Annotated in this window: 24 protein-coding genes; 13 read left to right on the forward strand and 11 right to left on the reverse strand. The window is 68.8% G+C overall.

All coding sequences use genetic code 11. From position 1 onward, the window contains the following. Window positions 1–11 precede the first annotated feature (11 nt). Window positions 12–1,010 (forward strand): aliphatic amidase, encoded by a 999-nt coding sequence (locus tag AVR91_RS22190; protein ID WP_063277702.1) that lies wholly within the window; start codon window positions 12–14, stop codon window positions 1,008–1,010. A 29-nt stretch (window positions 1,011–1,039) separates the two neighbouring features. After that, window positions 1,040–1,504, forward strand: a complete 465-nt coding sequence (locus AVR91_RS22195; protein ID WP_063277703.1) for an SRPBCC family protein — start codon at window positions 1,040–1,042, stop codon at window positions 1,502–1,504. Here the strand turns inward: AVR91_RS22195 and AVR91_RS22200 are convergent. Continuing rightward, window positions 1,444–2,937, reverse strand: a complete 1,494-nt coding sequence (locus tag AVR91_RS22200; protein WP_394329962.1) for an MFS transporter — start codon at window positions 2,935–2,937, stop codon at window positions 1,444–1,446. The two genes, AVR91_RS22195 and AVR91_RS22200, sit on opposite strands and share 61 nt — an antisense overlap. Window positions 2,938–2,986: 49 nt before the next feature. On the opposite strand from AVR91_RS22200, the gene AVR91_RS22205 reads away from it, so the two are divergent. After that, the gene (locus tag AVR91_RS22205; RefSeq protein ID WP_081809649.1) at window positions 2,987–3,415 is read left to right on the forward strand and encodes a winged helix-turn-helix transcriptional regulator; all 429 of its coding nucleotides are present in this window, start codon (window positions 2,987–2,989) and stop codon (window positions 3,413–3,415) included. Between the two features lie 8 nt (window positions 3,416–3,423). Further along, window positions 3,424–4,398 carry an ROK family transcriptional regulator gene (locus AVR91_RS22210; protein WP_063277704.1) on the forward strand — a complete coding sequence of 325 codons (975 nt, stop codon included), beginning with the start codon at window positions 3,424–3,426 and terminating at the stop codon, window positions 4,396–4,398. Here AVR91_RS22210 and AVR91_RS22215 read toward each other — a convergent pair. The 5 genes from AVR91_RS22215 to ligD (AVR91_RS22235) all read right to left on the reverse strand — a co-directional run bounded on the left by AVR91_RS22215 (window position 4,376) and on the right by ligD (AVR91_RS22235) (window position 9,127). After that, window positions 4,376–5,764, reverse strand: coding sequence for an amino acid permease (locus AVR91_RS22215; RefSeq protein WP_063277705.1), 1,389 nt, complete (start codon window positions 5,762–5,764; stop codon window positions 4,376–4,378). The two genes, AVR91_RS22210 and AVR91_RS22215, sit on opposite strands and share 23 nt — an antisense overlap. A 32-nt stretch (window positions 5,765–5,796) precedes the next feature. Beyond that, window positions 5,797–7,161: a pyridoxal phosphate-dependent decarboxylase family protein gene (locus tag AVR91_RS22220; protein WP_063277706.1), complete on the reverse strand. Its 1,365-nt coding sequence runs from the start codon at window positions 7,159–7,161 to the stop codon at window positions 5,797–5,799. A 79-nt stretch (window positions 7,162–7,240) separates the two neighbouring features. Further along, window positions 7,241–7,774, reverse strand: a complete 534-nt coding sequence (locus AVR91_RS22225) for a MarR family winged helix-turn-helix transcriptional regulator (RefSeq protein ID WP_143254064.1) — start codon at window positions 7,772–7,774, stop codon at window positions 7,241–7,243. 114 nt (window positions 7,775–7,888) lie between these two features. Next, window positions 7,889–8,149: a hypothetical protein gene (locus tag AVR91_RS22230; protein ID WP_063277707.1), complete on the reverse strand. Its 261-nt coding sequence runs from the start codon at window positions 8,147–8,149 to the stop codon at window positions 7,889–7,891. Between the two features lie 60 nt (window positions 8,150–8,209). Then, entirely contained in the window at window positions 8,210–9,127 is a 918-nt protein-coding gene (gene ligD, locus AVR91_RS22235; RefSeq protein WP_143254062.1) for a non-homologous end-joining DNA ligase, read from the reverse strand. Between the two features lie 46 nt (window positions 9,128–9,173). On the opposite strand from ligD (AVR91_RS22235), the gene ligD (AVR91_RS22240) reads away from it, so the two are divergent. After that, window positions 9,174–10,139 carry a non-homologous end-joining DNA ligase gene (gene ligD / locus AVR91_RS22240; protein WP_063277708.1) on the forward strand — a complete coding sequence of 322 codons (966 nt, stop codon included), beginning with the start codon at window positions 9,174–9,176 and terminating at the stop codon, window positions 10,137–10,139. Here ligD (AVR91_RS22240) and AVR91_RS22245 read toward each other — a convergent pair. Next, a complete protein-coding gene (locus AVR91_RS22245; protein WP_063277709.1) occupies window positions 10,117–10,512 on the reverse strand; it encodes a VOC family protein in 396 nt (131 codons plus the stop codon). The genes ligD (AVR91_RS22240) and AVR91_RS22245 overlap by 23 nt on opposite strands. Further along, a complete protein-coding gene (locus AVR91_RS22250; RefSeq protein WP_063277710.1) occupies window positions 10,509–11,351 on the reverse strand; it encodes a sigma-70 family RNA polymerase sigma factor in 843 nt (280 codons plus the stop codon). The genes AVR91_RS22245 and AVR91_RS22250 overlap by 4 nt, the downstream gene beginning before the upstream one ends. A gap of 106 nt (window positions 11,352–11,457) precedes the next feature. Here AVR91_RS22250 and AVR91_RS22255 point away from each other — a divergent pair, with 106 nt between their 5' ends. The 4 genes from AVR91_RS22255 to AVR91_RS22270 all read left to right on the forward strand — a co-directional run bounded on the left by AVR91_RS22255 (window position 11,458) and on the right by AVR91_RS22270 (window position 15,001). Beyond that, window positions 11,458–11,871, forward strand: coding sequence for a VOC family protein (locus AVR91_RS22255; RefSeq protein ID WP_063277711.1), 414 nt, complete (start codon window positions 11,458–11,460; stop codon window positions 11,869–11,871). 141 nt (window positions 11,872–12,012) lie between these two features. Continuing rightward, on the forward strand, window positions 12,013–12,837 hold the full coding sequence (locus AVR91_RS22260; protein ID WP_063277717.1) for a DUF4097 family beta strand repeat-containing protein: 825 nt from the start codon (window positions 12,013–12,015) through the stop codon (window positions 12,835–12,837). A 148-nt stretch (window positions 12,838–12,985) separates the two neighbouring features. Continuing rightward, window positions 12,986–14,242, forward strand: a complete 1,257-nt coding sequence (locus AVR91_RS22265) for an HNH endonuclease signature motif containing protein (RefSeq protein ID WP_076857398.1) — start codon at window positions 12,986–12,988, stop codon at window positions 14,240–14,242. A 279-nt stretch (window positions 14,243–14,521) separates the two neighbouring features. Further along, window positions 14,522–15,001 (forward strand): tyrosine-protein phosphatase, encoded by a 480-nt coding sequence (locus AVR91_RS22270; RefSeq protein WP_063273476.1) that lies wholly within the window; start codon window positions 14,522–14,524, stop codon window positions 14,999–15,001. Here the strand turns inward: AVR91_RS22270 and pip are convergent. Continuing rightward, a complete protein-coding gene (pip, locus tag AVR91_RS22275) occupies window positions 14,998–15,936 on the reverse strand; it encodes a prolyl aminopeptidase (protein ID WP_063273475.1) in 939 nt (312 codons plus the stop codon). The two genes, AVR91_RS22270 and pip, sit on opposite strands and share 4 nt — an antisense overlap. Before the next feature lie 150 nt (window positions 15,937–16,086). Here pip and AVR91_RS22280 point away from each other — a divergent pair, with 150 nt between their 5' ends. Continuing rightward, window positions 16,087–17,169, forward strand: coding sequence for a carboxylate-amine ligase (locus AVR91_RS22280; RefSeq protein ID WP_228708358.1), 1,083 nt, complete (start codon window positions 16,087–16,089; stop codon window positions 17,167–17,169). Between the two features lie 11 nt (window positions 17,170–17,180). On the opposite strand, the gene AVR91_RS22285 is transcribed toward AVR91_RS22280, so the two are convergent. After that, window positions 17,181–17,786 carry a response regulator transcription factor gene (locus tag AVR91_RS22285; RefSeq protein WP_043848645.1) on the reverse strand — a complete coding sequence of 202 codons (606 nt, stop codon included), beginning with the start codon at window positions 17,784–17,786 and terminating at the stop codon, window positions 17,181–17,183. Between the two features lie 457 nt (window positions 17,787–18,243). Here AVR91_RS22285 and AVR91_RS22290 point away from each other — a divergent pair, with 457 nt between their 5' ends. After that, window positions 18,244–18,942 (forward strand): AraC family transcriptional regulator, encoded by a 699-nt coding sequence (locus AVR91_RS22290; protein ID WP_063273473.1) that lies wholly within the window; start codon window positions 18,244–18,246, stop codon window positions 18,940–18,942. 78 nt (window positions 18,943–19,020) lie between these two features. Here the strand turns inward: AVR91_RS22290 and AVR91_RS22295 are convergent, their stop codons facing one another. Beyond that, on the reverse strand, window positions 19,021–20,016 hold the full coding sequence (locus AVR91_RS22295) for a DUF1702 family protein (protein WP_211282757.1): 996 nt from the start codon (window positions 20,014–20,016) through the stop codon (window positions 19,021–19,023). Between the two features lie 423 nt (window positions 20,017–20,439). On the opposite strand from AVR91_RS22295, the gene AVR91_RS22300 reads away from it, so the two are divergent. Both AVR91_RS22300 and AVR91_RS22305 read left to right on the forward strand, forming a co-directional pair. Then, complete coding sequence (locus AVR91_RS22300) at window positions 20,440–21,045, forward strand: response regulator transcription factor (RefSeq protein WP_037347757.1); 606 nt, start codon at window positions 20,440–20,442, stop codon at window positions 21,043–21,045. A 166-nt stretch (window positions 21,046–21,211) separates the two neighbouring features. Then, on the forward strand, window positions 21,212–21,991 hold the full coding sequence (locus AVR91_RS22305; RefSeq protein ID WP_063273471.1) for an AfsR/SARP family transcriptional regulator: 780 nt from the start codon (window positions 21,212–21,214) through the stop codon (window positions 21,989–21,991). The last annotated feature ends 4 nt before the right edge of the window (window positions 21,992–21,995 follow it).

Genomic DNA, 21,995 nt, shown 5'->3' on the forward strand with positions numbered 1-21,995 from the left:
AAGGAGTCTTCATGCGACACGGTGACATTTCCGCCAGCCCGGACACGGTCGGCGTCGCGGTGGTCAACTACAAGATGCCACGGCTGCACACCAAGGCCGAAGTCCTCGCCAACGCCCGCAAGATCGCCGAAATGGTGGCGGGCATGAAATCCGGCCTTCCCGGCATGGACCTCGTGGTGTTCCCGGAGTACTCGACGCAGGGCATCATGTACGACCCCAAGGAAATGTACGAGACCGCCGCGACGATTCCCGGCGAGGAGACCGAGATCTTCGCCGCCGCGTGCCGCGAAGCCCAGACGTGGGGTGTTTTCTCCATCACCGGCGAGCGCCACGAAGACCACCCGAACAAGCCGCCGTACAACACGCTCGTGCTCATCAACGACCGCGGCGAGATCGTCCAGAAATACCGCAAGATCCTGCCCTGGTGCCCGATCGAAGGCTGGTACCCCGGCGAGGACACCTACGTCAGCGACGGGCCCAAGGGCATGAAGATCTCGCTGATCATCTGCGACGACGGGAACTACCCGGAGATCTGGCGTGACTGCGCGATGAAGGGCGCCGAACTGATCGTGCGTTGCCAGGGCTACATGTACCCGGCCAAGGAACAGCAGATCCTGATCGCCAAGGCGATGGCGTGGGCCAACAACTGTTACGTGGCCGTCGCGAACGCCGCCGGTTTCGACGGCGTGTACTCCTACTTCGGCCATTCCGCGATCATCGGTTTCGACGGACGCACGCTCGGCGAGACCGGCGAAGAGGAATACGGGATCCAGTACGCGCAGCTTTCGATTTCGGCGATCCGCGACGCCCGGACCTACGACCAGTCGCAGAACCACATCTTCAAGCTGCTGCACCGCGGGTACACCGGCGTGCAGGACGCGGACGAAGGCGACAAGGGCGTGGCGGACTGCCCGTTCGACTTCTACAAGCTCTGGGTCACCGACGCCAAGAAGGCGCAGGAGAAGGTGGAGTCGATCACCCGCGACACCATCGCTCCGCGGCATCCCTGACGAGGACAGTGCGCCCTAGACTCGGCGCCATGGCCAGGATCGACAGCGGCAGCCGGACGATCGCCGCCCCGCCCGAGACCGTCTACCAGGCACTCCTCGACCGGGAGTCGCTCGAAGCCTGGCTACCGCCCGAGGGCATGCGTGGCCGGATCGAGCACTGGGATCCACGGCCCGGTGGCGGTTTCCGGATGACCCTCACCTACCTCGACGCGTCCGCCGCGCCCGGCAAATCGTCGGACGCGACGGACGTCGTCGAGGTCGGGTTCGCCGACCTGGTGCCCGCGAAACGCGTGGTGCAGCAGGCCGTCTTCGCATCCGGGGACCCGGCGTTCGCGGGCACCATGACGATGACCTGGGACCTGGCCGCCGCGGGTGACGGCACCGAAGTGACCGTCACCGCGACGGACGTGCCGCCCGGCATCGGCCAGGCCGATCACGAGGCCGGGATCGCCTCCTCGCTGGCCAACCTGGCTTCCTTCGCCGAGACGCGCTGACGGCCGGAGGCGATGACGATCGCGGCGAGCACGGCCATCACCAGCGGCACGACCAGCGCCGCCCGGAACCCGCCGAGCGCCGCCTCGGGCGAACCACCCGCGCCGAGGACGGCGACGTTGACGGCGGTCACCGCGGACAGCCCGAGCGCCGCGCCGAACTGAAACGCCGTGTACAGCAGACCGCCCGCGAGCCCCTGTTCGTCTTCGGCGATCCCGTCGGTGGCGACGATCGTCAGCGGACCATAGGCGAGTGCGAAGCCGAGACCCAGGATGATCATCGAGGGGAACATCGCCGCGTACGTCCAGTCCAGGCCCAGCGGCAGGAAGAGCGCGTAGGACACGGCCGCGAGCACGAGCCCGCCGAAGATCAGCCTCGTGTTGCCGAACCTCGCCACCAGCCGCGGGGTGAGCGTCGGCGCGAGGATCGCGTCGATCCCGACCGCCAGCAGCGCCAGGCTCGTCTCCACCGTCGACCAGCCCCGCAGTTCCTGCAGGTACAGCGTGACCAGGAACTGGAACCCGAAGAACGAGCCCGCGAACAGCAGCGCGCTGACGTTCGCCCGCACCAGCGGTCCCGACTTCAGGATGCCCAGGCGCACCAGCGGTGCGGGCGAGCGGCGTTCGACGGACACGAAGGCCACCAGCGCGGCCACTCCCCCGGCGAACGAGGCGACGGTCCAGCCCCAGCCCTGCCCGGGGTGTTCCAGCCGGACCACCGCGTAGGCGATCAGCAGCATCGCCGCCGTGACGGTGACCGCTCCGGCGAGGTCGAGACGACGCGGCCCGAGTTCCTCACGGGCGGGTTCCTTGATGAGCCAGAGCGCGGCGAGCAGGATGACCGCGGACAGGATCACCGGCGTGAAGAACACCCAGCGCCAGTCGATCCTGGCCAGCAGGCCGCCGATGAAGAGGCCGAGCGAGAAGCCGCCCGCCCCGGTGCCGGCGTAGAACAGCAGGGCCTTGTTGCGCTTCGGGCCCTCTTCGAAGCTCGTGGTGATGATGGACAGGCCCGCCGGGGTCATGAAGGCCGCGGCGACGCCGGTGACGAACCGGGCGAGCAGCAGCATCCAGCCTTCGGTGGCGAAGCCGCCCAACCCGGAGAAGACGAGGAACACCACCAGCCAGCCGACGAACATGCGGCGGCGGCCGTACAGGTCGGCGGCGCGCCCGCCCAGCAGCATGAACCCGCCGTAGCCGAGCACGTAGGCGCTCACCACGCCGCTCAGCGTCGCGGTCGACAGGCCGAGTTCGGCCCGGATGGACGGCAGCGCCACGTTCAGCATCGCGACGTCGATGCCCTCCAGGAAGATGGCGCCGCACAGCACTACGAGCACGCCCCAGGCCCGCCCGCCCATCCGGTCGGCGCGCGGAAGCGTTTGCGAGTTGCTCAAGATCGGATCTCCCTCGGTGAACGGGAACCGACGGTTACTCATCGGCCGGTCGGTTCCCTCTTGTAACCAAGGGGATCTTCCGTCACCATCGATGACCATGGAAGAAGGCACTTTGAACTCACCTAGTCGTTGTGAACTCACCGAGGAGGACTACGAGGCCTTCCAGTGGGACACGCGCGAGGACTGCGAGGTCCGCCAGATCCTGGACCGGGTGGCGGACAAGTGGTCGCTCCTGGTGATCGCCCTGCTGGACCGCAACACCCTGCGGTTCACCGAGCTCAAGTACAAGATCGACGGCATCAGCCAGCGCATGCTCACCACCACGCTGCGGCATCTGGAACGCGACGGGCTGGTGAGCCGGACCGTCTATCCGGTGGTTCCGCCCCGGGTCGAGTACGCGCTGACGCCGCTGGGCATGACGCTGCACAAGACCATCCAGTCGCTGGTCACCTGGACCGAGGACCACCAGAGCGAAATCGCCCTCGCGCGCGCCCAGTACGACAAACGCGTCACCGCCTAGGGAGTCGCATGGCCAGGCTGTCCGGAGGGGATCCGTCACTGCTGCGGCGGCTCAACGCCATCGCCGTCCTGCGCGCGCTGTACGCGGCCGAGGAGCTCACCCTCGCGGAACTGGTCAAGGCGAGCGAGGTCTCCCGGCCGACCGTCGAGGAGATCGCCGCGGACCTCGGCGAACAGGGCCTGGTCGAGGAGGTCCCGCTCTCCCCCGGCGCGCCGCGGCCGCGGGGCAGACCCGCCAAGCGGTACCGGTTCCGCCAGGAGTCCGGGCACGTCGCCGGCCTCGAGATCGGCCCGCATCAGGCGTTGTGCCTGGTCGCCGACCTGCGGGGCGACGTCGTCGGGCGGGCGAGGGCCGGGCTCACCCCGGAAACGGCCGCCGCCGACCGGCTCGGCGCCGCGCACCGGGTGCTCGGCGCGGCCGCCGAAGGCCATGCCAACCTGCGGGTGCTCGGCGTCGGCACCACCGGTGTGGTGTCCGGCGGCAAGGTCGTCCACAACTACCGGCTGCCCGGCTGGACCGGCGTCGACCTGCCCGTGGAGTTCGGCGGCGGCTGTCCGGTGCTGGCAGGCAACGACACCGAGCTCGCGACGCTGGCCGAGCACTGGCGCGGCGCCGCGCACGGCCTCGACGACGTCGTCTACGTACGGGCCGGGCCCGCCGTTTCGCTGGGCCTGCTGCTCGGCGGGAAGCTCCACGCGGGCCACCACGGGGCGGCGGGCGAGATCGGCGCCCTGCGGCAGGCGGGCGGATTCGTCGAGCTCGTCGCCGCCACGATCATCGCCGTCGACCCGCAGTTGGTGGTGATCGACGGCGCCGAGGACCCGCTGACGGTGCCGCTGCGCGCCGAACTGGCCCGCCTGGCGCTGTTCCCGGTGCGCGTCGAAACGTCGGCGCTCGGCGAGGACGCGGTCGCGCTCGGCGCGGTCCGGCTGGCGCTGAGCCGGGTCGAGCGCGAACTGTTCAGCGTCGCGGACGTCGCCTGAGCAGGCTGATCACCACGATCAGCACGGCCACCGCGCCACTGGTGAACAGCTGCGTCCGCGCGTCGGCGTCCGTCCACATGAGAACGAGGACACCCGCCATCGCGAGCAGCGCGACCCAGCTGAGCCACGGGAAACCCCACATCCGCACCGGCAGGTCGGCGGCCGTGCCGTCGCGTTCCGCCGCCTTCCGCAGCCGCAGCTGGGAAACGGCGACGAAGATCCAGACCAGCAGGATGTTCGCCCCGATGGCGTTGAGCAGGAACGGAAGCACGTGTTCGGGGGCGAGGAAGTTCAGCAGCACGGCCACGAAACCGAAGGCCACCGACGCGAGCACCGCCGTCCGCGGGACGCCCGCGCCGGACAGTTTCAGCATCGCGCGCGGCGCTTCACCGCGTTCGGCCAAGGAGAACACCATCCGCGAGGCACCGTAGAGGTTCGCGTTGAGCGCCGAGAGCAACGAGGTCAGCACGACGAAACTCATCAGCAGCGCCGCCGACGGCACCCCGACCTTCTCCAGGATGGTGACGAAGGGGCTGGTGTTGGCCGAAGCGGATTCCCATGGCAGCAACAGCACCATCAGCGCCACGGAACCGATGTAGAACAACAGCAGCCGCACGATGACCGTGCGCGTGGTGCGGCGGATCGAACCCGCCGGGTCGTCGGACTCCGCCGCCGCGATGGTCACCAGTTCCATGCCGCCGAAGGAGAACGCGACCGCGAGCAGGCCGGTCAGCACCCCTTGAAGGCCGTTGGGCAGGAAACCGCCGTGTCCGGTGAGATTGCTCAGCCCGACCGGCGTCGTGCCCGGCAGGATCCCGAACACCGCGAGGGTGCCGAGCACGAGGAACGCGACCACGGCGGTCACCTTGATCGCGCCGAACCAGAACTCGAATTCCCCGAACGAGCGCACGGCGAACAGGTTCACCACGGTCAGCACCGCCATGAACAGCAGCACCCACGTCCATTGTGGAACCTGGGGCAGCAGCTCGTTCGCGATCGCCGCGGCCGCGGTCGCCTCGGCGGCCACCACGACCACCAGCAGCGACCAGTACAGCCAGCCGACGGTGAACCCGGCCCAGCGGCCGAGCGCCTTCTCCGCGTACACCGAGAACGAGCCGCTGCTCGGCTCGGCGGCCGCCATCTCGCCCAGCATGCGCATCACGAGCACCATGAGCAGGCCCGCGACCACATAGGACAGCAGGATGCCGGGGCCCGCGGTCTTGATCCCCGCGCCGGTGCCGACGAACAGCCCGGCGCCGATCGCCCCGCTGATGGCCAGCATGGTGACGTGCCGCCGCCGGAACCCGTTTCCGAGCGATTTCGTCTCGATCGCGGTCACGGGTTCGGCGGGACCTGGTGCGGGCATGGCGGATCCATTCGTCTGCGGTACTGGCGAGCTCAACCGCGGGACAACTCTTCCAGCCGCTCGTGCAGCCGGTCGACGTGGTCCTCGCTTTCGGGCTTCATCAGCACGCTACGCAGGATCCTCGCGCCGTCCGCATCCGCGTCGACCCCGGTGTGACGCAGACCGAACTGCGCCTCGCCGATCCGCAGCGTGCTGAGGAAGACCGGCTCCCTGGCAGCCGCCATTCCGGTGCGCAGGATCCGCGCGCTCTCCTCGTCGATCTTCGACAGCGAAAGCGGCTCCGTGCGGGGGAAGTAGGTGACGATGTCGAGTTCCGGTGGCTGGTACAGGTCGAACCGCTCGGAGTCTTCCAGCAGCTTCGCCCACCGCAACGCCGCGCGGCGCCCGGCCGCGAGCACCTTGCCCAGCCCGTCGGGGGTGGGCGGCAGGACGCGGAAGGTGAGCCACAACGCGGCGGCGGCCGCGCCCGCCCGGGAGCATTCGAGGCTGATCTCGCCGAGATGCAGCTCTTCCGAGGTGAAGTAGGTGTACGGCGAATCGTGCAGGAAGAACCGGCCCACCGCGGGGTCGGAGAACAGCACCGCGCCGCAGCCGTAGGGCTGGAGGCCGTGCTTGTGCGGGTCGATGACGATCGAGTCGGCCTCGGCGATGGCGTGCCACGGGGCTTCGGGCAGCCCCTCCGGACCGTCCAAACCGGACAGAATCCGGAAGAATCCCCCGTAGGCGGCGTCGACGTGCACCCGGACGCCGTAGCGCTCGCGCAGCGCCAGCGCCTCGTGGATCGGCTCCACCGTGCCGAGCGCGGTCGTCCCGGCGGTGAGGACGACGGTGCCGATCTTCCCGGTGCGCAGCAGGTCTTCGAGCGCGTCGAGGTCCATCGCGCCGCGCGCGTCGACGGGCACCGTATGCCCCTCGACGCCGAGGACGCCGCACATCCGGCCGTGCGTGTAGTGCGCCTCGGCGCTGTACGCGATGCCCTTGCCGGGATGCGTTTCCCGCGCGACGAACAGCGCCTCGAGGTTCGCGATCGTGCCGCTGGTGGTCAGATGCCCCAGGTGCTCCGCGTAGCCGAACATCGTGGCCAGTGCCTGGACGACCTCGCGTTCCATCTCGGCCGTCGCGGGGCCGCCGTCGAGCGCGTGGTTGTTGGGGTTGACCAGCATCGCGGTCAGGTAGCCGACCACGGCGGCCGGATGCGGCGGTTTGAGCATCTGGCCGGCGTAGGACGGGTGGAAGAACGGGTAGTTGTCCTTCAACCGCTCGGTGAGCTCCTCGAACGCCGTCTCGAACCGCCCGTCGGAGATCTCCAGCGACGGATGCGGCCGGACCGGGGTGAACGTCTCCGTCCACGCCTCGTTCGACGTCAACGCCTGACCGAGCCAGTACCGGAAGTCCATCAAGGGCGCCCTTCGCTTCGTTCGGCTCCAAAAAACGTAGGAGTCGCCGGAGGTCCCGCGCAACCGTCTTCGGTAGGGGTCAGCTCCCCCGGGTCCGCCGCTCCTCGCCCTTCTCCTCCAGCTGCCGGACGATCTCCCTCAACGAAGCGGCCAGCTCGGTGCACTTCTCGGAGCTGAGCCGTCCGGTGACGAACGCTTCCTCCTGGTTGAACTCCGGGAAGAGCTCCCGCATCAGCCGCTCACCCTCCGGGGTCAGCGCGAGCAGCACCAGCCGTCCGTCGACGGGGTGTTTGCGCCGGGTGACCAGGCCGTGCGCCTCCAGGGTCTTCATCACCCCGGTCAGCGTCCCCTTGGTGATCCCGGATTCCGCGGCGACGTGCCTGGTCTCCTTCTCGCCGAAGATCCAAACCACCCAGAGCACCACGAACGCGGTCCAGGTGAGGCCCGCGGTGCGCAGTACCGAGTTCTCGAAGTGCAACCGGACCGCGGTCGCGGCGCGGTGGAGGTTGGCCACCGCCTCCATCCGCTCCCACAGCAGCGGGATACCGCCCAGTTTGGCCCGGACGGCGTTCTCGGTCTCGGCCAGCGTGTGATACCCGGTCAACAGCCACATCCTCACCGGCCCCGGAGGCACCAGCCCGGTGGGCACGCACCCCCGCGCACCCGCTCCGCAGATCGTATGCGGAACGGGCGGGAGTCCACAGTGGTCTTTCCGGGTTGCTCTTCGCTAAGCGGCGGGCGCCAAGGGCTCCAGCAGATCCTGTCCTGTTTCGGACAATTCCGCGGGTACCCGGCTGCCGGGAACTCCGCCGGGGGTCCGGATCAGCCCGGCGTGGGCCAGGCGGTGGGCCGTGCTCTGGTCACTGCACGGCAGGCCGTCGACGTAGAGATCGGGCTCCAGGCTGACGGTGATCTCGGCTCTGCCCTGTGCCACGGCTCGCAGCATGGCCAGTGCTCGCGCTGACCAGCCTTCGGTGTGTTCGGTCATTCGGGGTCACTCCTCTGACCTGAGGTTTTCCCGGCGGCCGCGGTTCAAACATGAGCCCGGTCACCGTTGGGGAACGGCCGCGCGGTGCTCGGCGATGTCCCCGAACAGGTCACCCATCTCCTCGACGCGCTCGAGCACCTGCTCGGCGGTGAACAGCAGGTCGGCGGCCTTGCGGCAGGCCTCGACCTCCTCCCAGGTCACCGGCGTGGAGACGGTCGGGACGGCGCGGCCGCGCAGCGAGTACGGCGCGATGGTGGTCTTGGCGGTGTTGTTCTGGCTCCAATCGATGAACACGCGGCCGGGACGGATGGCCTTCGTCATCTTGGCGACGATGGTTTCCGGTGACCGGCGCGCGAGTTCCTCCGCGACGGCCTTGGCGTACTCGGAGGTGCGTTCGTCGGAGCGCGTGCGCACCGGGCAGTACAACTGCATTCCCTTGTTGCCGCTGGTCTTCGCGTACACGGTGAGACCGTCTCCGATGAGCAGGTCGCTGAGCGTCTCGGCCACCCGGCAGCAGTCGACGACGTCCGCGGGCGGCCCGGGATCGAGGTCGAACACCAGCAGATCGGGTGATTTCCGCGCGCCGCGCGCACCGACCGTCCACTGTGGAACATGCAGTTCCAGCGCGGCGAGATTGGCCGCCCACATCAGCGTCGGGAGATCGCCGACGACCGGGTAGTCGAGCGTCTCCTCCCCGCCCCGGCGGCCGCGGTTGGTGAGCCGCGCGGTGCGCACCCAGTCGGGCGCGTGCCGGGAAACGTTCTTCTCGTAGAACGGTTCGCCGTCGACCCCGTCGGGGAACCGGCGGAAGGTGGCGGCGCGATCGCGCAGATGCGGGAGCATCACCGGGGCTATCCGGCGGTAGTAGTCGAGGACCTCGCGTTTGGTGAACCCGTGCGCGGGATAGAGCACCTTGTCCAGATTGGACAGCCCCAGCCGCCGCCCCTCGACCTCGACCGTTATCCGCTCCTCAGGCACCCTTCGACGATAGATCACCGGCGGGGTTTCCGGGGTACCGTGAGGCATGAGCACCGTGCCGGACGCGATCGCCCCGATGCTGGCGACCGACGGCGACCTGCCCATCGGCGGGTGGGGGTACGAATACAAATGGGACGGCTACCGCTGCTGCCTGCGTGTCGCGCGCGACGGCGAAACGCGCCTGACCAGCCGCCGCGGGCTCGACATCACGGCGACGTACCCGGACGTCACCGGCGAAGCACTCGATGGACGCGAAGCCGTCCTCGACGGCGAGATCGTCGTGCTCGACGAGCAGGGGCGGCCCAGCTTCCCGCTGCTCCAGACCCGGCACCTGCGCACGCCGGACGCGTCGCTGCTGGAACGCAGCCCGGTGCACTTCTTCGCCTTCGACGTGCTGCTTCTCGACGGCGACGTCCTGCTCGACGAGCCGTACGAGGCCAGGCGCGAGGTGCTGACGTCCTTGGGCGCCGGCGGCCGCATCGCCATCCCACCGGGGTACACCGACGAGGACATCTCGCCCGATCAGCTGCTCGACGTCGTCCGGCAGCACGGGCTCGAAGGCTTGATCGCGAAGAAGCTCGACAGCCGGTACTACCCCGGCAAGCGGACACGGCAGTGGGTCAAACGGGCGCTCTGGCACACCCAGGAGGTCGTGGTCGGCGGCTGGCGGCCCGGCGACGGACGGCGCTCGGGGACGCTCGGCGCGTTGCTGCTCGGCGCCCACGACGAAGCCGGGGACCTGCGCTACATCGGCGACGTCGGGACCGGGTTCACCGACAAGGTCCTCGAAGACCTGCATGCCCGGCTCACCCCGCTGGAGCGGAAGAAGCCTCCCTTCGCTTCGGAGGTCCCGCGCGATCGGGCGCGGCGGGTGCACTGGGTGGAGCCGGAGCTCGTCGGCGAGGTCGTGCACCGGAACTGGACGCCGGACGGCCGTCTGCGGCATACGACCTGGCGGGGTTTGCGGGCGGACAAGACGCCTGAGGACGTCAAGCTTCCCTCCGCTGGGTGAAGCGCAGCAGATTGCCGGAGGGGTCGAGGAACGCGCAATCACGTACTCCGCCGGGCCGGTCGATCGGTTCCTGCATCACTTCCGCACCCGCGGCCTCGATGCGCTCGAAGGTGTCGTCGCAGTCGTCGGTCGCGAAGACGAGTCGGTTCAACAAGGCCTTGGACATCAGTTCCTCGATCGCGGACCGGTCGGCCGGTGAGGCACCGCGGTCCGCGTCAGGTGGTTCGAGGACGATCCGCACGTCCGGCTGCGAAGGCGGGCCGACGCTCACCGGGCCGTCACTCCACACGGTGAAACCGAGCACGTCACGGTAGAAACCGAGCGCGCTGCCGAGATCGTGGACGGCGAGCGTGCACGAGAAGAACCGGATCATCGGGCACTGAGGAAGACGATTTCGAGACCGCGGAGGCGTTCCGGGTCCGTGTCGATGTCGATCCGGGTGATCTTCCCGTCGTGAACGCTGAACGTGAAGACGGCCTTCGCTTCGCCGCGATGCGACCAGACCGCCGACGGATCCCCGCCGACCAGGGCCGGCCGGGCTGCCTCCGCGCGACCGGAGAAGAAGGCCGCGACCGCGTGGCCGCCGCGGACCTCGCCGACCACGGCGTCCGGGTCGAGCACTTCGAGCAGGGCTTCGAAATCACCGTTCCGGGCGGCTGCCAGGAAGGCGGCGATGACCTCCCGCTTCGGCGATCGCGCCGCGTCGGTCTCGTCGGAAGCGGTCTGCACCCGGCGTCTGGCCCGGCTCGCGAGCTGCCTGGCCGCCGCCGGCGAACGGCCGAGAACCGTGCCGATCTCGCCGAACGACACGGCGAACACGTCGTGCAGGACGAACGCGAGCCGCTCGGCGGGGTTCAGCTTGTCCAGCACCACCATCAGCGCGACCCCGACCGAGTCGGCCAGCAGCGCCTCGTCCTCCGGATCCTCCCTGGTGACATCGGGCAGCGCGGGCTCGGGCGGCATCGCCCCCGCGGACTCCTCCCGTCTGGCGCGGCGGGCTTCCAGCATGTTCAGGCAGACCCTGGCGACGACCGTGGTCAGCCAGCCCGCCGGATTCTCGATCTCGTCGGTGTCCGCGCGGCTGACCCGCAGCCACGCCTCCTGCACCGCGTCCTCGGCCTCCCCGGGTGAGCCGAGTATCCGGTAGGCCACCGCCCGCAAGCGGCCCTGGTGCTCGGCGAACCGCTCGCTCACCCACTCCTGCTCGGCCATCTGTCACATTCCTCCGTCCGGGTCTGTCACAGCGAATGACCGGCGAACCCGTCCCGATGTGACATCGCCGGTCCGACCACCCGTTTCGGATCCACAGGAGACCATCATGAAAGCGCACGTCAGCTCGATCCTTCTCGGCGTCCAGGACCTGGCCAGGTCCAAGGCGTTCTACACGGAGGGCCTCGGCTGGAGGATCAAGGACGACTACGGCGTCTCGGTGTTCTTCGAACCGGACGGCGGCACCTGGGTCGGCTTCTACGGCCGCGAAGGCCTCGCGGCCCAGGTGGGCACGAGCGCGGAGGGCAATGGCTTCAGCGGACTGGTCCTCAGCTACGTCGTCCGCAGCGAGGCGCGCGTCGACGAGATCGTCGCCGAGGCCGAGAAGGCCGGGGCCACGATCCTGAAGCCCGCGGGCGCCCTGCCGTGGGGCGGATATGGAGGCACCTTCGCGGATCTGGACGGCTACGTCTGGAGCATCAGCTACAGCGGGAAGGGCACGGATCAGCCGTACGCGGAGTGATCATCGGCCGAGCCCGGGTCCCTCGTGTTCTCGCGAGGGGCCCGGTGTCTCCGGCGTGTCAGCGCCATGGCGGTCCGGTGTCAGGCGGGTCGACGATCGTTGCTTTCACAACGAGAGATCACCACCACCAAGGAGTTCGAGATGTCCGTCTTCCCCACCCCGCAGCCGATCACCGCCGCCCTGGCCGTCGCCGGCGCCCGGGTCCGCCTCACCGCGAGCGAACGCACCGACACGGTGGTCCTGGTCGAGCCGATCGACGCCACGAGCAAGTCGGACGTGAAGGTCGCCGAGAACACCAAGGTCGGCTTCGACGGCGGAAAGCTGTCGATCGAGACGAAGAAGGCGGGAGGCAAGAACGGCTCGGTCGCGATCACGATCGAGGTGCCCACCGGTTCTCAGCTGGCCCTGAACACCGCTTGGTCGGACGTCGACGCCGACGGCCGGTTCGGTGACTGCGTGCTGGAGATGTCGTCGGGGCAGGTCCGGATCGACCGCGCCGCGTCGGTGCGAGGCGACCTCGCTGCCGGCGAGATCGCGATCGGGCACGTCGCCGGGGCCGTGAACATCGAAGGCGGCTCGGCCGGAGTCCGGATCGGCGAGGTCGAAGGCACCGTCAAGTATTCGGGCTCGACCGGGAAGGTCTGGATCGGGCACGCTCGGTCCGAAATCGAACTTTCCGGCTCCAGCGGCAGTTTCGACATCGACCGCGCCGACGGCGACGTCGTCGCGTCGGCGGCGAACTGCCCGATCCGCGTCGGGCGGCTGTCGCGCGGCGAGGCCGAACTGATGAACGCTTCCGGCGGCATCGAGGTCGGTGTCGACGGGGACACCGCGACGGTGGATGCCAAGAGCACCAAGGGATCCGTGCACAACTCGCTCGCGACCGCCGGTGAGGGCGGCGTGGGCGGCGTCAAGATCCACGCCCGCACGCGACTGGACGACATCGTCATTCACCGCGCCGCGTGATTCCGGATGGGCCGGTTGGGGTGGTCGCGTTTAGTCGGCTAATTGCGGCCACCCTCGCTCTCTGCATTGCCTTTAGGCGTCCTACATCGTTCGATATAGCCTGAACATGCTATAGCACAGGTGTTCGATCCGGCGTAGCGTTGATCTTGTGTCCAGCGACGAAGCACCTCCGAAGACGACCACCGAGTGGTGGCGCGTCGACACCGCGACGCTGCACGCCCGCAAACAGGAACTCGAAGTCCAGAAACGACAGTTGGATGCCGAGCAGAACGCGATCCTCGCCGAAATCAACTCCCGCGGGATCCGCGGCTGCAGCGGTCATTCGACACTGGCCGGGTTGATTCTCGAGGACTTCCTTGTCTCGGACAAAGAAGCCGCCGCCCGCGCCGACCGCGTCCTCGCCCTGCACCCCGGCCCCGCGATCGGCGGCGACCCCGAACCACCCCTGGCGCCACTCACTGCCGAAGCCGCTGCGGAGGGCGCGATCGGTGGCGGCCAGATCGACGCCATCATCAAAACGCTCGCCCGCATCCCCTCCACCGTCCCCGACGACGAGGTGCGGGCCGGGGAGAAGATCCTCGTCGAACTGGCCCGGCACGCCGGACCACGCCAGATCGCCCGCGCCGGACGTCGCCTGCTCGACGAACTCGACCCCGACGGCAAAGAACCCCGCAACGACGACCCCAAAGACACCCGCCCCGAACTACGCTTCGTCAAACATCGCGACGGCACCTTAGGCCTCAAGGCTCGCCTGGATCTGGAAACCTACGCCCGCCTGAAGTCCGACCTGGATCCCATGGCCAAACCCCACAAAGCCATCGACGGAGTCCGGGATGCCCGCACCCAGGACGAACGCTACGGGGACGCCTTCACCGACTACGTGCGGTTGAAGACCACCAGCCGCAACCTCCCCGGCCAAGCAGGCGAAGCCACCCACATCCTCATCACCATGTCCTACGACGACCTGATCCGCGACATCGGCGAAGCACACCTCGACCTGGTCGGCCCCATCAGCGCCACCGACGCCCGCATCCTCGCCTGCGACGCCCGCGTCCGCCCCGGCGTCCTCGGCACCACAGGCGACCCCCTCGACATCGGCCGCTCCAAACGCACCGTGTCCTTAGCACAGAAATACGCGCTCACCCTCCGCGACGGCGGCTGCGCGTTCCCCGGTTGTGACATGCCCGTCCCCCGCTGCACCGCCCACCACATCGTCTTCTGGCAACACCACGGCGAAACCAAAATCGACAACCTCGTACTCCTCTGCACCAAACACCACCGACTCATCCACCGCAGCGAATGGAAAGTCCAGATCGCCCAAGACGGACTCCCCGAATTCACGCCGCCCGCCTACCTCGACCCCACCGGCACACCAAGGAGGAACACCATGCACCTCAGAACATAGGCCGAACCACGGCTGCCCATGTCGTGTCCGCCTAGCAACCCGTACGGCGAAGTGACTGCGCTCCGGTGCCCCGATGCGACCAATATGGCATTGGGGACACTCAACTCGCTGGCCTCGGGGCGTAAAGCGAACCCGGCCGCAACCAGCAAGGCGCGAAGGGGCCTGTCACCGCATCAGACGCAACGAAAGCCCCCTTCAGCCCACGGACAAGCGCGTCACCTTTGCCTCACCCCTCAGTAAACTCGGAACACGCCGACAACCTCATCTAGGAGTCGCTCGATGAAGCTCGACTGGGCCGGCTGCCTCAACAGCCGCGACGTCGGGGGCTTGCTCTCGGCCGATGGACGGCGGATCCGTTCCGGCGTGCTTTTCCGGTCCGACAGCCATAATCGGTTGACCGTCGACGGGATAGCCGCGGTCCGGGCGGCCGGGATCGGTCGCATACTCGACCTCCGGTGGACGCGGGAAACCGAGCTGGAGCCCAGCCCGTTCGCCGGCGATCCGGTGTACCGCAACGCGCCCTTGATCGCCGAACTGGCCGAACAAGGCACCACCATGCCGGACGCGTACCGCACGATGCTCGACGACAACCGACGTCAGATCACCGGCGTCTTCGTTCAGCTGAGTGACGCTCCGCCCGGTCCGCTCGCGGTGCACTGCAGTGCCGGGCGCGATCGGCCGGCAGCACCCCTCCGCCTGACGAAGGGAGGAGCCACCAGGACTCAGCTAAGCCAGGTGAGAGATCGTCTGCTCGCTTAAGACGAAGCGAACCGGTCCAGCGCCGCGAGTTTCCAGGCCCGCTTCACGTCGCTCGAGTGGTGTCCTGAATCGTCGTCGATCAGCAACTCCGCGCCGGGCCAGGCGCGGGCGAGTTCCCAGGCCGTGTCCACCGGGCAGCTCAGGTCACGGCGGCCGTGGATCAGTACTCCGGGAATGTCGCGCAACAGACCGGCGTCGCGGATCAGTGCGCCGGGCTCCAGCCAGCCGGCGTGGGAGTAGTAGTGCGTGACGATGCGCGCGAGCGCGAGTTCCCATTCGCCGATCGAACCATTGTGGACGGTCGCGCCGGGTTCGAGTGAGAGCACGGTGTCCTCCCAGCGGCACCAGGAACGGGCGGCCTCGATCCGCACGTTCGGGTCGGGATCTTCCAGGAGCCGCGCGTAAGCGGCGACCAGATCACCGGAGAGATCACCTCGGAAACGGGCCCATTCCTCGGGGAAGAACCGGCCGGCGCCGTGATACAGCCAGTCGATCTCGGAGGGCCGTGTCGTACTGATGGCGCTGACGACGATCTCGGTGACCCGCTCCGGGAATCGTTCGGCGTAGGCGAGTGCGAGGGTGGTGCCCCAAGAACCGCCGGTGACGAGCCAGCGCTCGATCCCCAGATGTTCCCGCAGGCGTTCCATGTCGGCGACGAGATGATCCGTCGTGTTGTGCCGCATGTCGGTCGCCGGGTCACTCGCGTGCGGGGTGCTGCGACCGCAGCCGCGCTGGTCGAACAGCACCGCGCGATAGCGGGCCGGGTCGAACATCCGCCGCATCCCCGGCGTACAGCCCTGCCCGGGGCCGCCGTGCAGCATGACCGCGGGCTTCCCGGCGGGGTTCCCGCAGGTCTCCCAGTAGACGAGGTTGCCGTCACCTACATCGAGCAGTCCCTTGTCATATGGCTCGGCAGGTGGGTACAGATCGATCATGAACGAAGACTAGACCGTCAGTGAGGCCACGAAACACTTTCGCCGCAACGAAGTTCAGCACACCGGCCCTTTCCTCACCGCGCCCGAAGGGGCAGATTCGGAGGTTCACCGGCGAAAAACCACGAACGGGGAACCATGGCGGTCGACGGCATGAACCACACCGTTGGGGTGGAAGAAGAGTTCGTCCTGCTCGACCCGGTCGACGGCTCGGTCGCGTTGCGCGCGCCCGAGCTTCTCGAAAGCCTCGCCCCCGGGCCGGACGTCACCGGTGAGCTGATGCGGTTCCAGATCGAGACCGCGACCGGCGTCTGCCGCGGCCTGGACGAGGTGCGCTCGGAACTGACGCGGCTACGGCAGACGGTCGCGACGGCGGCGGAAGCCGACGGCTGCCTGATGGTGGCGGCCGGGATCCCGCCCGGCCGCCTGCGGGGAGACACGCTCACGCCGGAACCCCGATACCGGCGGATGGCGCAGGCGTTCCCGGAGCTGATCGGCGAGGCCGGGACGTGCGCCTGTCATGTGCATGTCGGCCTGCCGTCGCGGGATCTCGGCGCCCGCGTCCTCGCCGGGCTGCGGCCGTGGCTCGCGCCGTTGCTGGCGCTCAGTGTCAACTCCCCGGTGGAGAACGGTGCCGACTCCGGCTGGGCGAGCAGGCGTTTCCCGATCTGGAACCGGTGGCCGACGGCGAAGCCGCCCGACGAATGGTCCGGCGCGGCCGCGTACGACCGGAGCATCCGGGAGGCCTTGCGCCGCGGCGCCGCGCTCGACGCGGCGGGCGTGTACTTCTACGCGCGCCTTTCCCCTCGGCATCCCACGGTCGAGGTGCGGATCGCCGACGTCTGCCTCGCCGTCGACGACGCCGTGCTCCTCGCGGCGCTGGTGCGCGGGCTGGTCGCGACCTGCGCCGCGACGACGAGACCGCCGCGCGCCCGCGGTGCCCGGATCGACGCCGCCTTGGCGGCAGCCGCGCGGAGCGGTCTCGAAGGGCCGGGCATCGACGTCTTCACCGGACGGGAGGCCGATCAGCGGGAGCTGATCGGCGAACTGGTCGAGTTCATCCGGCCGGCGCTCACCGCGGCGGGCGACGCCGAAGACGTCGACCGGGGGTTGGACTCACTGTTCGAACACGGGACCGGCGCGGACCGGCAGCGCCGGTTGCTCGCGGAAGCGGCTTCTCCCGGCGAGTTCGCCGCGGATCTCGCCCACGCGACGATGAACGTCCCCGCCCGGTAGACGGGCCGTCGTCACAGCCAGCCGGACTCGCGCGCGATCCGCACGGCGTCGACCCGGTTGCGGGCGCTGAGCTTCGAAACGATCGTCGTCAGGTAGTTCCGCACGGTGCCGGCGGACAGGAACAACTCGGCGGCGATCTCGGTCGGATCGGAGCCGACCGACGCCAGCCGGAGCACCTCGATCTCGCGGGCGGTGAGCGGGCATTCCTCGCTGTCCCAGGCGGCGAGCGCCAGGTCGCCGTCGACGACGCGCCGTCCGGCGGCGACTCCGCGGACCGCGTTGGCGAGCCGGTCGGCGGGCGCGTCCTTGCGCAGGAAACCGTTGACCTTCGCGGCCAGCGCCCGCCGCAGGGTGCCGGGGCTGCCGAGCGAGGTGAGGATCAGTGTGCGCACGCCGGGCAGTTGCTCGTGCAGTTCGGCGGCCGCGGTGAGCCCGTCCTTGCCCGGGAGGTCGATGTCGATCAGCGCGATGTCGGGGCGCGCGGACTGGGCGAGCGGGAGGATCTCGTCGCCGCTGGCGCATTCGGCGACGACTTCGATGTCGGGTTCCAAACCGAGCAGCGCGACCAGGGCCCCCCGGACAATGTGCATGTCCTCGGCCACCAGGACCTTGATCATCGACCCCATCTGCCTTTCGCCTGCGTCTCGCCCCACGAGCCGACGATACTATCCTCACACACTCGTTCCGCGAAATGGAAACCGGCCCTTGACCGCCGCGGGGGGACGCGGTCAAGGGCCGGTTCTGTGTTGCCGCGGGAATACGTTCTTCGGACCGCGCCAACACGGCCGGGGAGGTTCCGGCGTGAATGCGCTACCAGGAATTCTGCGGTCGCCGACCACCAGGATCCAGTGCGCGTACCACCGGTGGACCATGGTTTTCGCATGCTCCACACCCCGTGAAATTTTCACGTCGGCGCACACATGAATCCATATCCGGCGGTGAATCAAGCACTTCAGGAGAAGCCGTGGCGAACACTACTGTCGGAAACCGCAAAGCATGCCAGAAATCCTCGAGCGAAAGGACGGCACAATGGATGAGACTGTCCGGCGAGCCGTGGAGCGAGCCATTGGGGCCATGAACGAGAAACTGGGCGAAGAGCTCACTATCGACGACATCGCCCGCGCCGCGACCTTCAGCAAATTCCATTTCACCAGGGTGTTCCAGCAGGCCACCGGGGTCTCGCCCGGCCGGTTCCTGTCCGCGCTGCGGCTCGACGAGGCCAAGCGCCTGCTGCTGACCACCTCGATCACGGTCGCCGACATCAGCCACCGCGTCGGCTACAACAGCGTCGGCACCTTCAGCACGCGGTTCAGCAGCCGCGTCGGCCTGTCCCCGTCCGCGTACCGGCGGCAGGGCGGCTTCCAGCGCCGCCTGGCCGGCGAGCCCCGCCCCGACCCGAAGCGGGCGATCGTCCGCGGTTTCGTGTCGGCGCCGCCGGAGATCTCGCCCGGCCTCGTCTTCGTCGGCCTCTTCCCGACGCGGATCCCCGAGGGCGCGCCCGTGCGGTACACGGTCATCGACGCCCCCGGCCCCTATCAGCTGACCGAGGTCCCGGAAGGCGACTGGCACCTCGTCGCACACTGCGTGACCGGCCCGCTCACGCGCCGCGGCACCGGATACACCGGGCACCACGGTCCGATCACCGTCGAGCCGGGGGTCACCGCGCGGCTCGCGGACCTGCGGATGCGCCCCAAGCGCCTGTTCGACCCGCCGGTCCTGCTCGCGCTGCCCGATCTGCGGCACCGGCCGGAGCCGGTCAAGCGCGCGGCCTGACCCTCACCCGGATGTCAGGAAAGGGTCGTTCAGGACGGGAAACGTCTTGAACGACCCTTTCCTGACATCTGCGGGACCTCAGGCGGAGAGCCGGCCGGCCGAAGGGGCCAGACCCTCCCGGATGTTCTGCCGCCACAGCTCGTACGCGGGCGTCCCGTCGGCGGCGTCCTCGGTGACCTCGGTCGAGTCGGCAAGCCGAACGGCCTCCTCGATGCTCAGCCCGGCGAGCGCGCGGGCGGCGCGGCGGGTGTGCGGCGGGACGAACGACGAGAACGTCCTCGCCTTCACCGCGAAGACGACGCCGAGCCCGAGCTCGTCCTGGTGCTCCCCCGCCGCCTCGCGGAGCCTCACCAGCCCGGGCCGGTCGCAGCCGCCCGCGAAGGTCGAAGCCAGCCCGACACCGCTCCAGAGGTCCGGGCGGCGTCCGGCCGGGAAGCGGTCCACCGCCGCGGCGACCTTCACCGGATCGCCGCCGTTGATGAACCACAGCGCCCGCCCGATGCCCTGGTCGCAGGCGCGCGGGAAGTACGCGGGGGCGCCCGCCCACGGGTACGGCTTGGGGACGAACTGCTCGTCGACCCATTTGCGCGTGTCGAAGTAGGCGCGGTCGAAGGCGTAGCCGTCGACGGCCAGCCAGCTCATCGTCGGGTGGAACGGCACGCCGTCCAGCTCCGGCAGCACCTTCTTCCACAGCGGCCGGGGCAGCCGGGCCATCGCGAAGCCGATGCCGATGTAGGTCAGGAACACGTGCGGGAGTCCGGGGCCGCTCATCAGTTCGGCCGTGCGGTCCTTGCGGCCGCCGGGCATGACGTCGAGGATGGTGAACGCCATCGCCGCGCCCTCGTAGGCGAACCCGCGCATCTCCGGCTCGACCATGTCCAGCCGCCGTTCGGCCTCCCACAGCGCAGGCGCGTCGATCCCCCACTCGAAGCCGCACACCACCGACTGCGGGATCGACTCCAGCCGCGCGGTCGACGGCGTCCGCGGCACTCCGAAGCCGCGCCCCTCGAAGCCGACCGAAGCCAGCGAAGGCGCGAACATGACCTTGCGCAGGGCACCCAGCAATGAGCTCATCATACGTCCTTTGTGGATAGTGGCGGCTTCGCGCGAACCGGCTCGTGCCGAGGAGACCATGCCGCGATCGACGTCCGATCGAGGTCGGCGCCGGTACCGCCGAACAGTCCATCGCCGTCTCCGGAATGGAGAGAGTTCACCCGTTCGCCGGACCGATTCACCGGAATGGAACGTACTCGACAGGGAATGAAAACCACTTGAGGTAGCAATTTTACCTTCTTCTGACCTGACAGCGAGTAATCGATCGCTCGCAGTTTCAGTACCTTCGAAGCCGACGCATCGCCGCAGCTCACCGCCACATTGATCATGTCGGGCCGACCGCGAGGAAAAGCGCAACCTTGCATCGTGCGATTCCGATTCACTCTTCCGGGTTTGCTATGTACACTGAGAGTTAGCGCGTTTTCTGGGGAAGAGGAGGTCGGAGTGATCCGAGTCCTATTGGCCGAGGATATGCACATGGTCCGTGGCGCCTTGGTCGCCCTGTTGAACCTCGAACAGGACATCGAGGTCGTCGCCGAGGTCTGCTCCGGCGACAAGATCCTCCCGATGGCCGCGGAGTATCTCCCGGACGTCGCGATCATCGACATCGATCTACCGGCCAAGGACGGGCTCGCGGCCGCTTCCGAGCTCTGCCAGCAACTTCCGAGCGTCCGCACGCTGATCCTCACCTCGCTCGGCCGCCCGGGCACCGTGCGCCGCGCGCTCGACGCGAAGGTCAACGGCTTCCTGCTCAAGGACGCGCCGGCCGACAAGCTCGCCAACGCCGTCCGTTCGGTCGCCATCGGCCGCCGGGTCATCGACAGCGAACTGGCGTTGTCCGCCTGGGAAACGGAAGACTGCCCGCTGACCCCGCGGGAAGCGGAGATCCTCCGCCTCGCCGCGAACGGGCGCACGGTCGCCGACATCGCGGCGGAGCTGTTCCTGTCACCGGGGACCGTGCGGAACTATCTCGCCACCGTGGTCACGAAACTCAACGCCCGCAACAGGGTGGACGCCATCCGCATCGCCACCGATTCGGACTGGCTCTGACCCGTTCCGCGTCTTCTCTTTTGCCACAACCGGTTCATCGCGGCAGGTTGTGACGATCGCATACCGCGCAACGAAGAAATCATGGCCGACCGGGTGTTTCCGGCACTGTTCCGAAGGTTCCGCCTCTGTCACCGTCATCGAGGGGGACTCCGCCGGAGGGGCAGGGATGCACGCGATGACCATCGAAGCGGGTGACACGGCCAGGTTGCTGGGGCCACTCGAGCTGCACATCGACGGCGCCGACCGCGCGCCGAGCACGCCGAAACTCCTGCAACTGCTGGCGATGCTGCTCATCCGTCCCGGCAAGACGGTCCACGTCGACTCCCTCGTCCACGAGCTGTGGAACGACGCGCCCCCGCGCAGTGTCCGCCGGACCCTGCACACCTACGTCCACCACCTCCGCCGCCACCTCGACCCCGGTGGCAACGGCGGTCTGCTGGTCACCAGCTCGCCCGGCTACCGGCTCGAGATCGACGCGGGCGTGGTCGACGTGTCGGAGTTCCAGCGGCTGCACCGGCTCGGCCGCGACCTGCTGGACGAGGGTGACAACGCGGCGGCCGCGCACGCGTTCCGTACCGCGCTGGACCTGTGGTCCGGTCCCCCGCTGGCGAACATCCACTGTGGACCGACCTTGGCCGCCTACACCGTCTATCTGCTGGAGCATCGGCGCAACGCCCGCGACCTGTGGATCGAGGCCGAGATCCGGGCGGGCAGGCACCGGGAGATGCTCGGCGTGCTGCGGTCGCTGACCACCGCCGACCCGTTCGACGAAACCCTGCACGCCCACCTGATCCGCGCGCTGGGGCTCAGCGGACGGCGCAGCGACGCGCTGGCGGCCTACGAGTGGCTGCGATCCAGGCTCGAGGACGAACTGGGGGTGACACCCTGCGCCGAACTGCGAGAGCTGCACCGCGAGCTGCTCTCCGAGGGACATCCGGTCCGCTGAAGCA

It is taken from the genome of Amycolatopsis keratiniphila subsp. keratiniphila (assembly GCF_001620365.2).
Classification (GTDB): domain Bacteria; phylum Actinomycetota; class Actinomycetes; order Mycobacteriales; family Pseudonocardiaceae; genus Amycolatopsis; species Amycolatopsis keratiniphila.

Coding starts and splice junctions, on each gene's coding strand:
- AVR91_RS22190 (WP_063277702.1), top strand. CDS start 12: ATGCGACACGGTGACATTTCCGCCAGCCCGGACACGGTCGGCGTCGCG.
- AVR91_RS22195 (WP_063277703.1), top strand. CDS start 1,040: ATGGCCAGGATCGACAGCGGCAGCCGGACGATCGCCGCCCCGCCCGAG.
- AVR91_RS22200 (WP_394329962.1), bottom strand. CDS start 2,937: ATGAGTAACCGTCGGTTCCCGTTCACCGAGGGAGATCCGATCTTGAGC.
- AVR91_RS22205 (WP_081809649.1), top strand. CDS start 2,987: ATGACCATGGAAGAAGGCACTTTGAACTCACCTAGTCGTTGTGAACTC.
- AVR91_RS22210 (WP_063277704.1), top strand. CDS start 3,424: ATGGCCAGGCTGTCCGGAGGGGATCCGTCACTGCTGCGGCGGCTCAAC.
- AVR91_RS22215 (WP_063277705.1), bottom strand. CDS start 5,764: ATGCCCGCACCAGGTCCCGCCGAACCCGTGACCGCGATCGAGACGAAA.
- AVR91_RS22220 (WP_063277706.1), bottom strand. CDS start 7,161: ATGGACTTCCGGTACTGGCTCGGTCAGGCGTTGACGTCGAACGAGGCG.
- AVR91_RS22225 (WP_143254064.1), bottom strand. CDS start 7,774: ATGTGGCTGTTGACCGGGTATCACACGCTGGCCGAGACCGAGAACGCC.
- AVR91_RS22230 (WP_063277707.1), bottom strand. CDS start 8,149: ATGACCGAACACACCGAAGGCTGGTCAGCGCGAGCACTGGCCATGCTG.
- ligD (WP_063277708.1), top strand. CDS start 9,174: ATGAGCACCGTGCCGGACGCGATCGCCCCGATGCTGGCGACCGACGGC.
- AVR91_RS22245 (WP_063277709.1), bottom strand. CDS start 10,512: ATGATCCGGTTCTTCTCGTGCACGCTCGCCGTCCACGATCTCGGCAGC.
- AVR91_RS22250 (WP_063277710.1), bottom strand. CDS start 11,351: ATGGCCGAGCAGGAGTGGGTGAGCGAGCGGTTCGCCGAGCACCAGGGC.
- AVR91_RS22255 (WP_063277711.1), top strand. CDS start 11,458: ATGAAAGCGCACGTCAGCTCGATCCTTCTCGGCGTCCAGGACCTGGCC.
- AVR91_RS22260 (WP_063277717.1), top strand. CDS start 12,013: ATGTCCGTCTTCCCCACCCCGCAGCCGATCACCGCCGCCCTGGCCGTC.
- AVR91_RS22270 (WP_063273476.1), top strand. CDS start 14,522: ATGAAGCTCGACTGGGCCGGCTGCCTCAACAGCCGCGACGTCGGGGGC.
- pip (WP_063273475.1), bottom strand. CDS start 15,936: ATGATCGATCTGTACCCACCTGCCGAGCCATATGACAAGGGACTGCTC.
- AVR91_RS22280 (WP_228708358.1), top strand. CDS start 16,087: ATGAACCACACCGTTGGGGTGGAAGAAGAGTTCGTCCTGCTCGACCCG.
- AVR91_RS22285 (WP_043848645.1), bottom strand. CDS start 17,786: ATGATCAAGGTCCTGGTGGCCGAGGACATGCACATTGTCCGGGGGGCC.
- AVR91_RS22290 (WP_063273473.1), top strand. CDS start 18,244: ATGAACGAGAAACTGGGCGAAGAGCTCACTATCGACGACATCGCCCGC.
- AVR91_RS22295 (WP_211282757.1), bottom strand. CDS start 20,016: ATGAGCTCATTGCTGGGTGCCCTGCGCAAGGTCATGTTCGCGCCTTCG.
- AVR91_RS22305 (WP_063273471.1), top strand. CDS start 21,212: ATGCACGCGATGACCATCGAAGCGGGTGACACGGCCAGGTTGCTGGGG.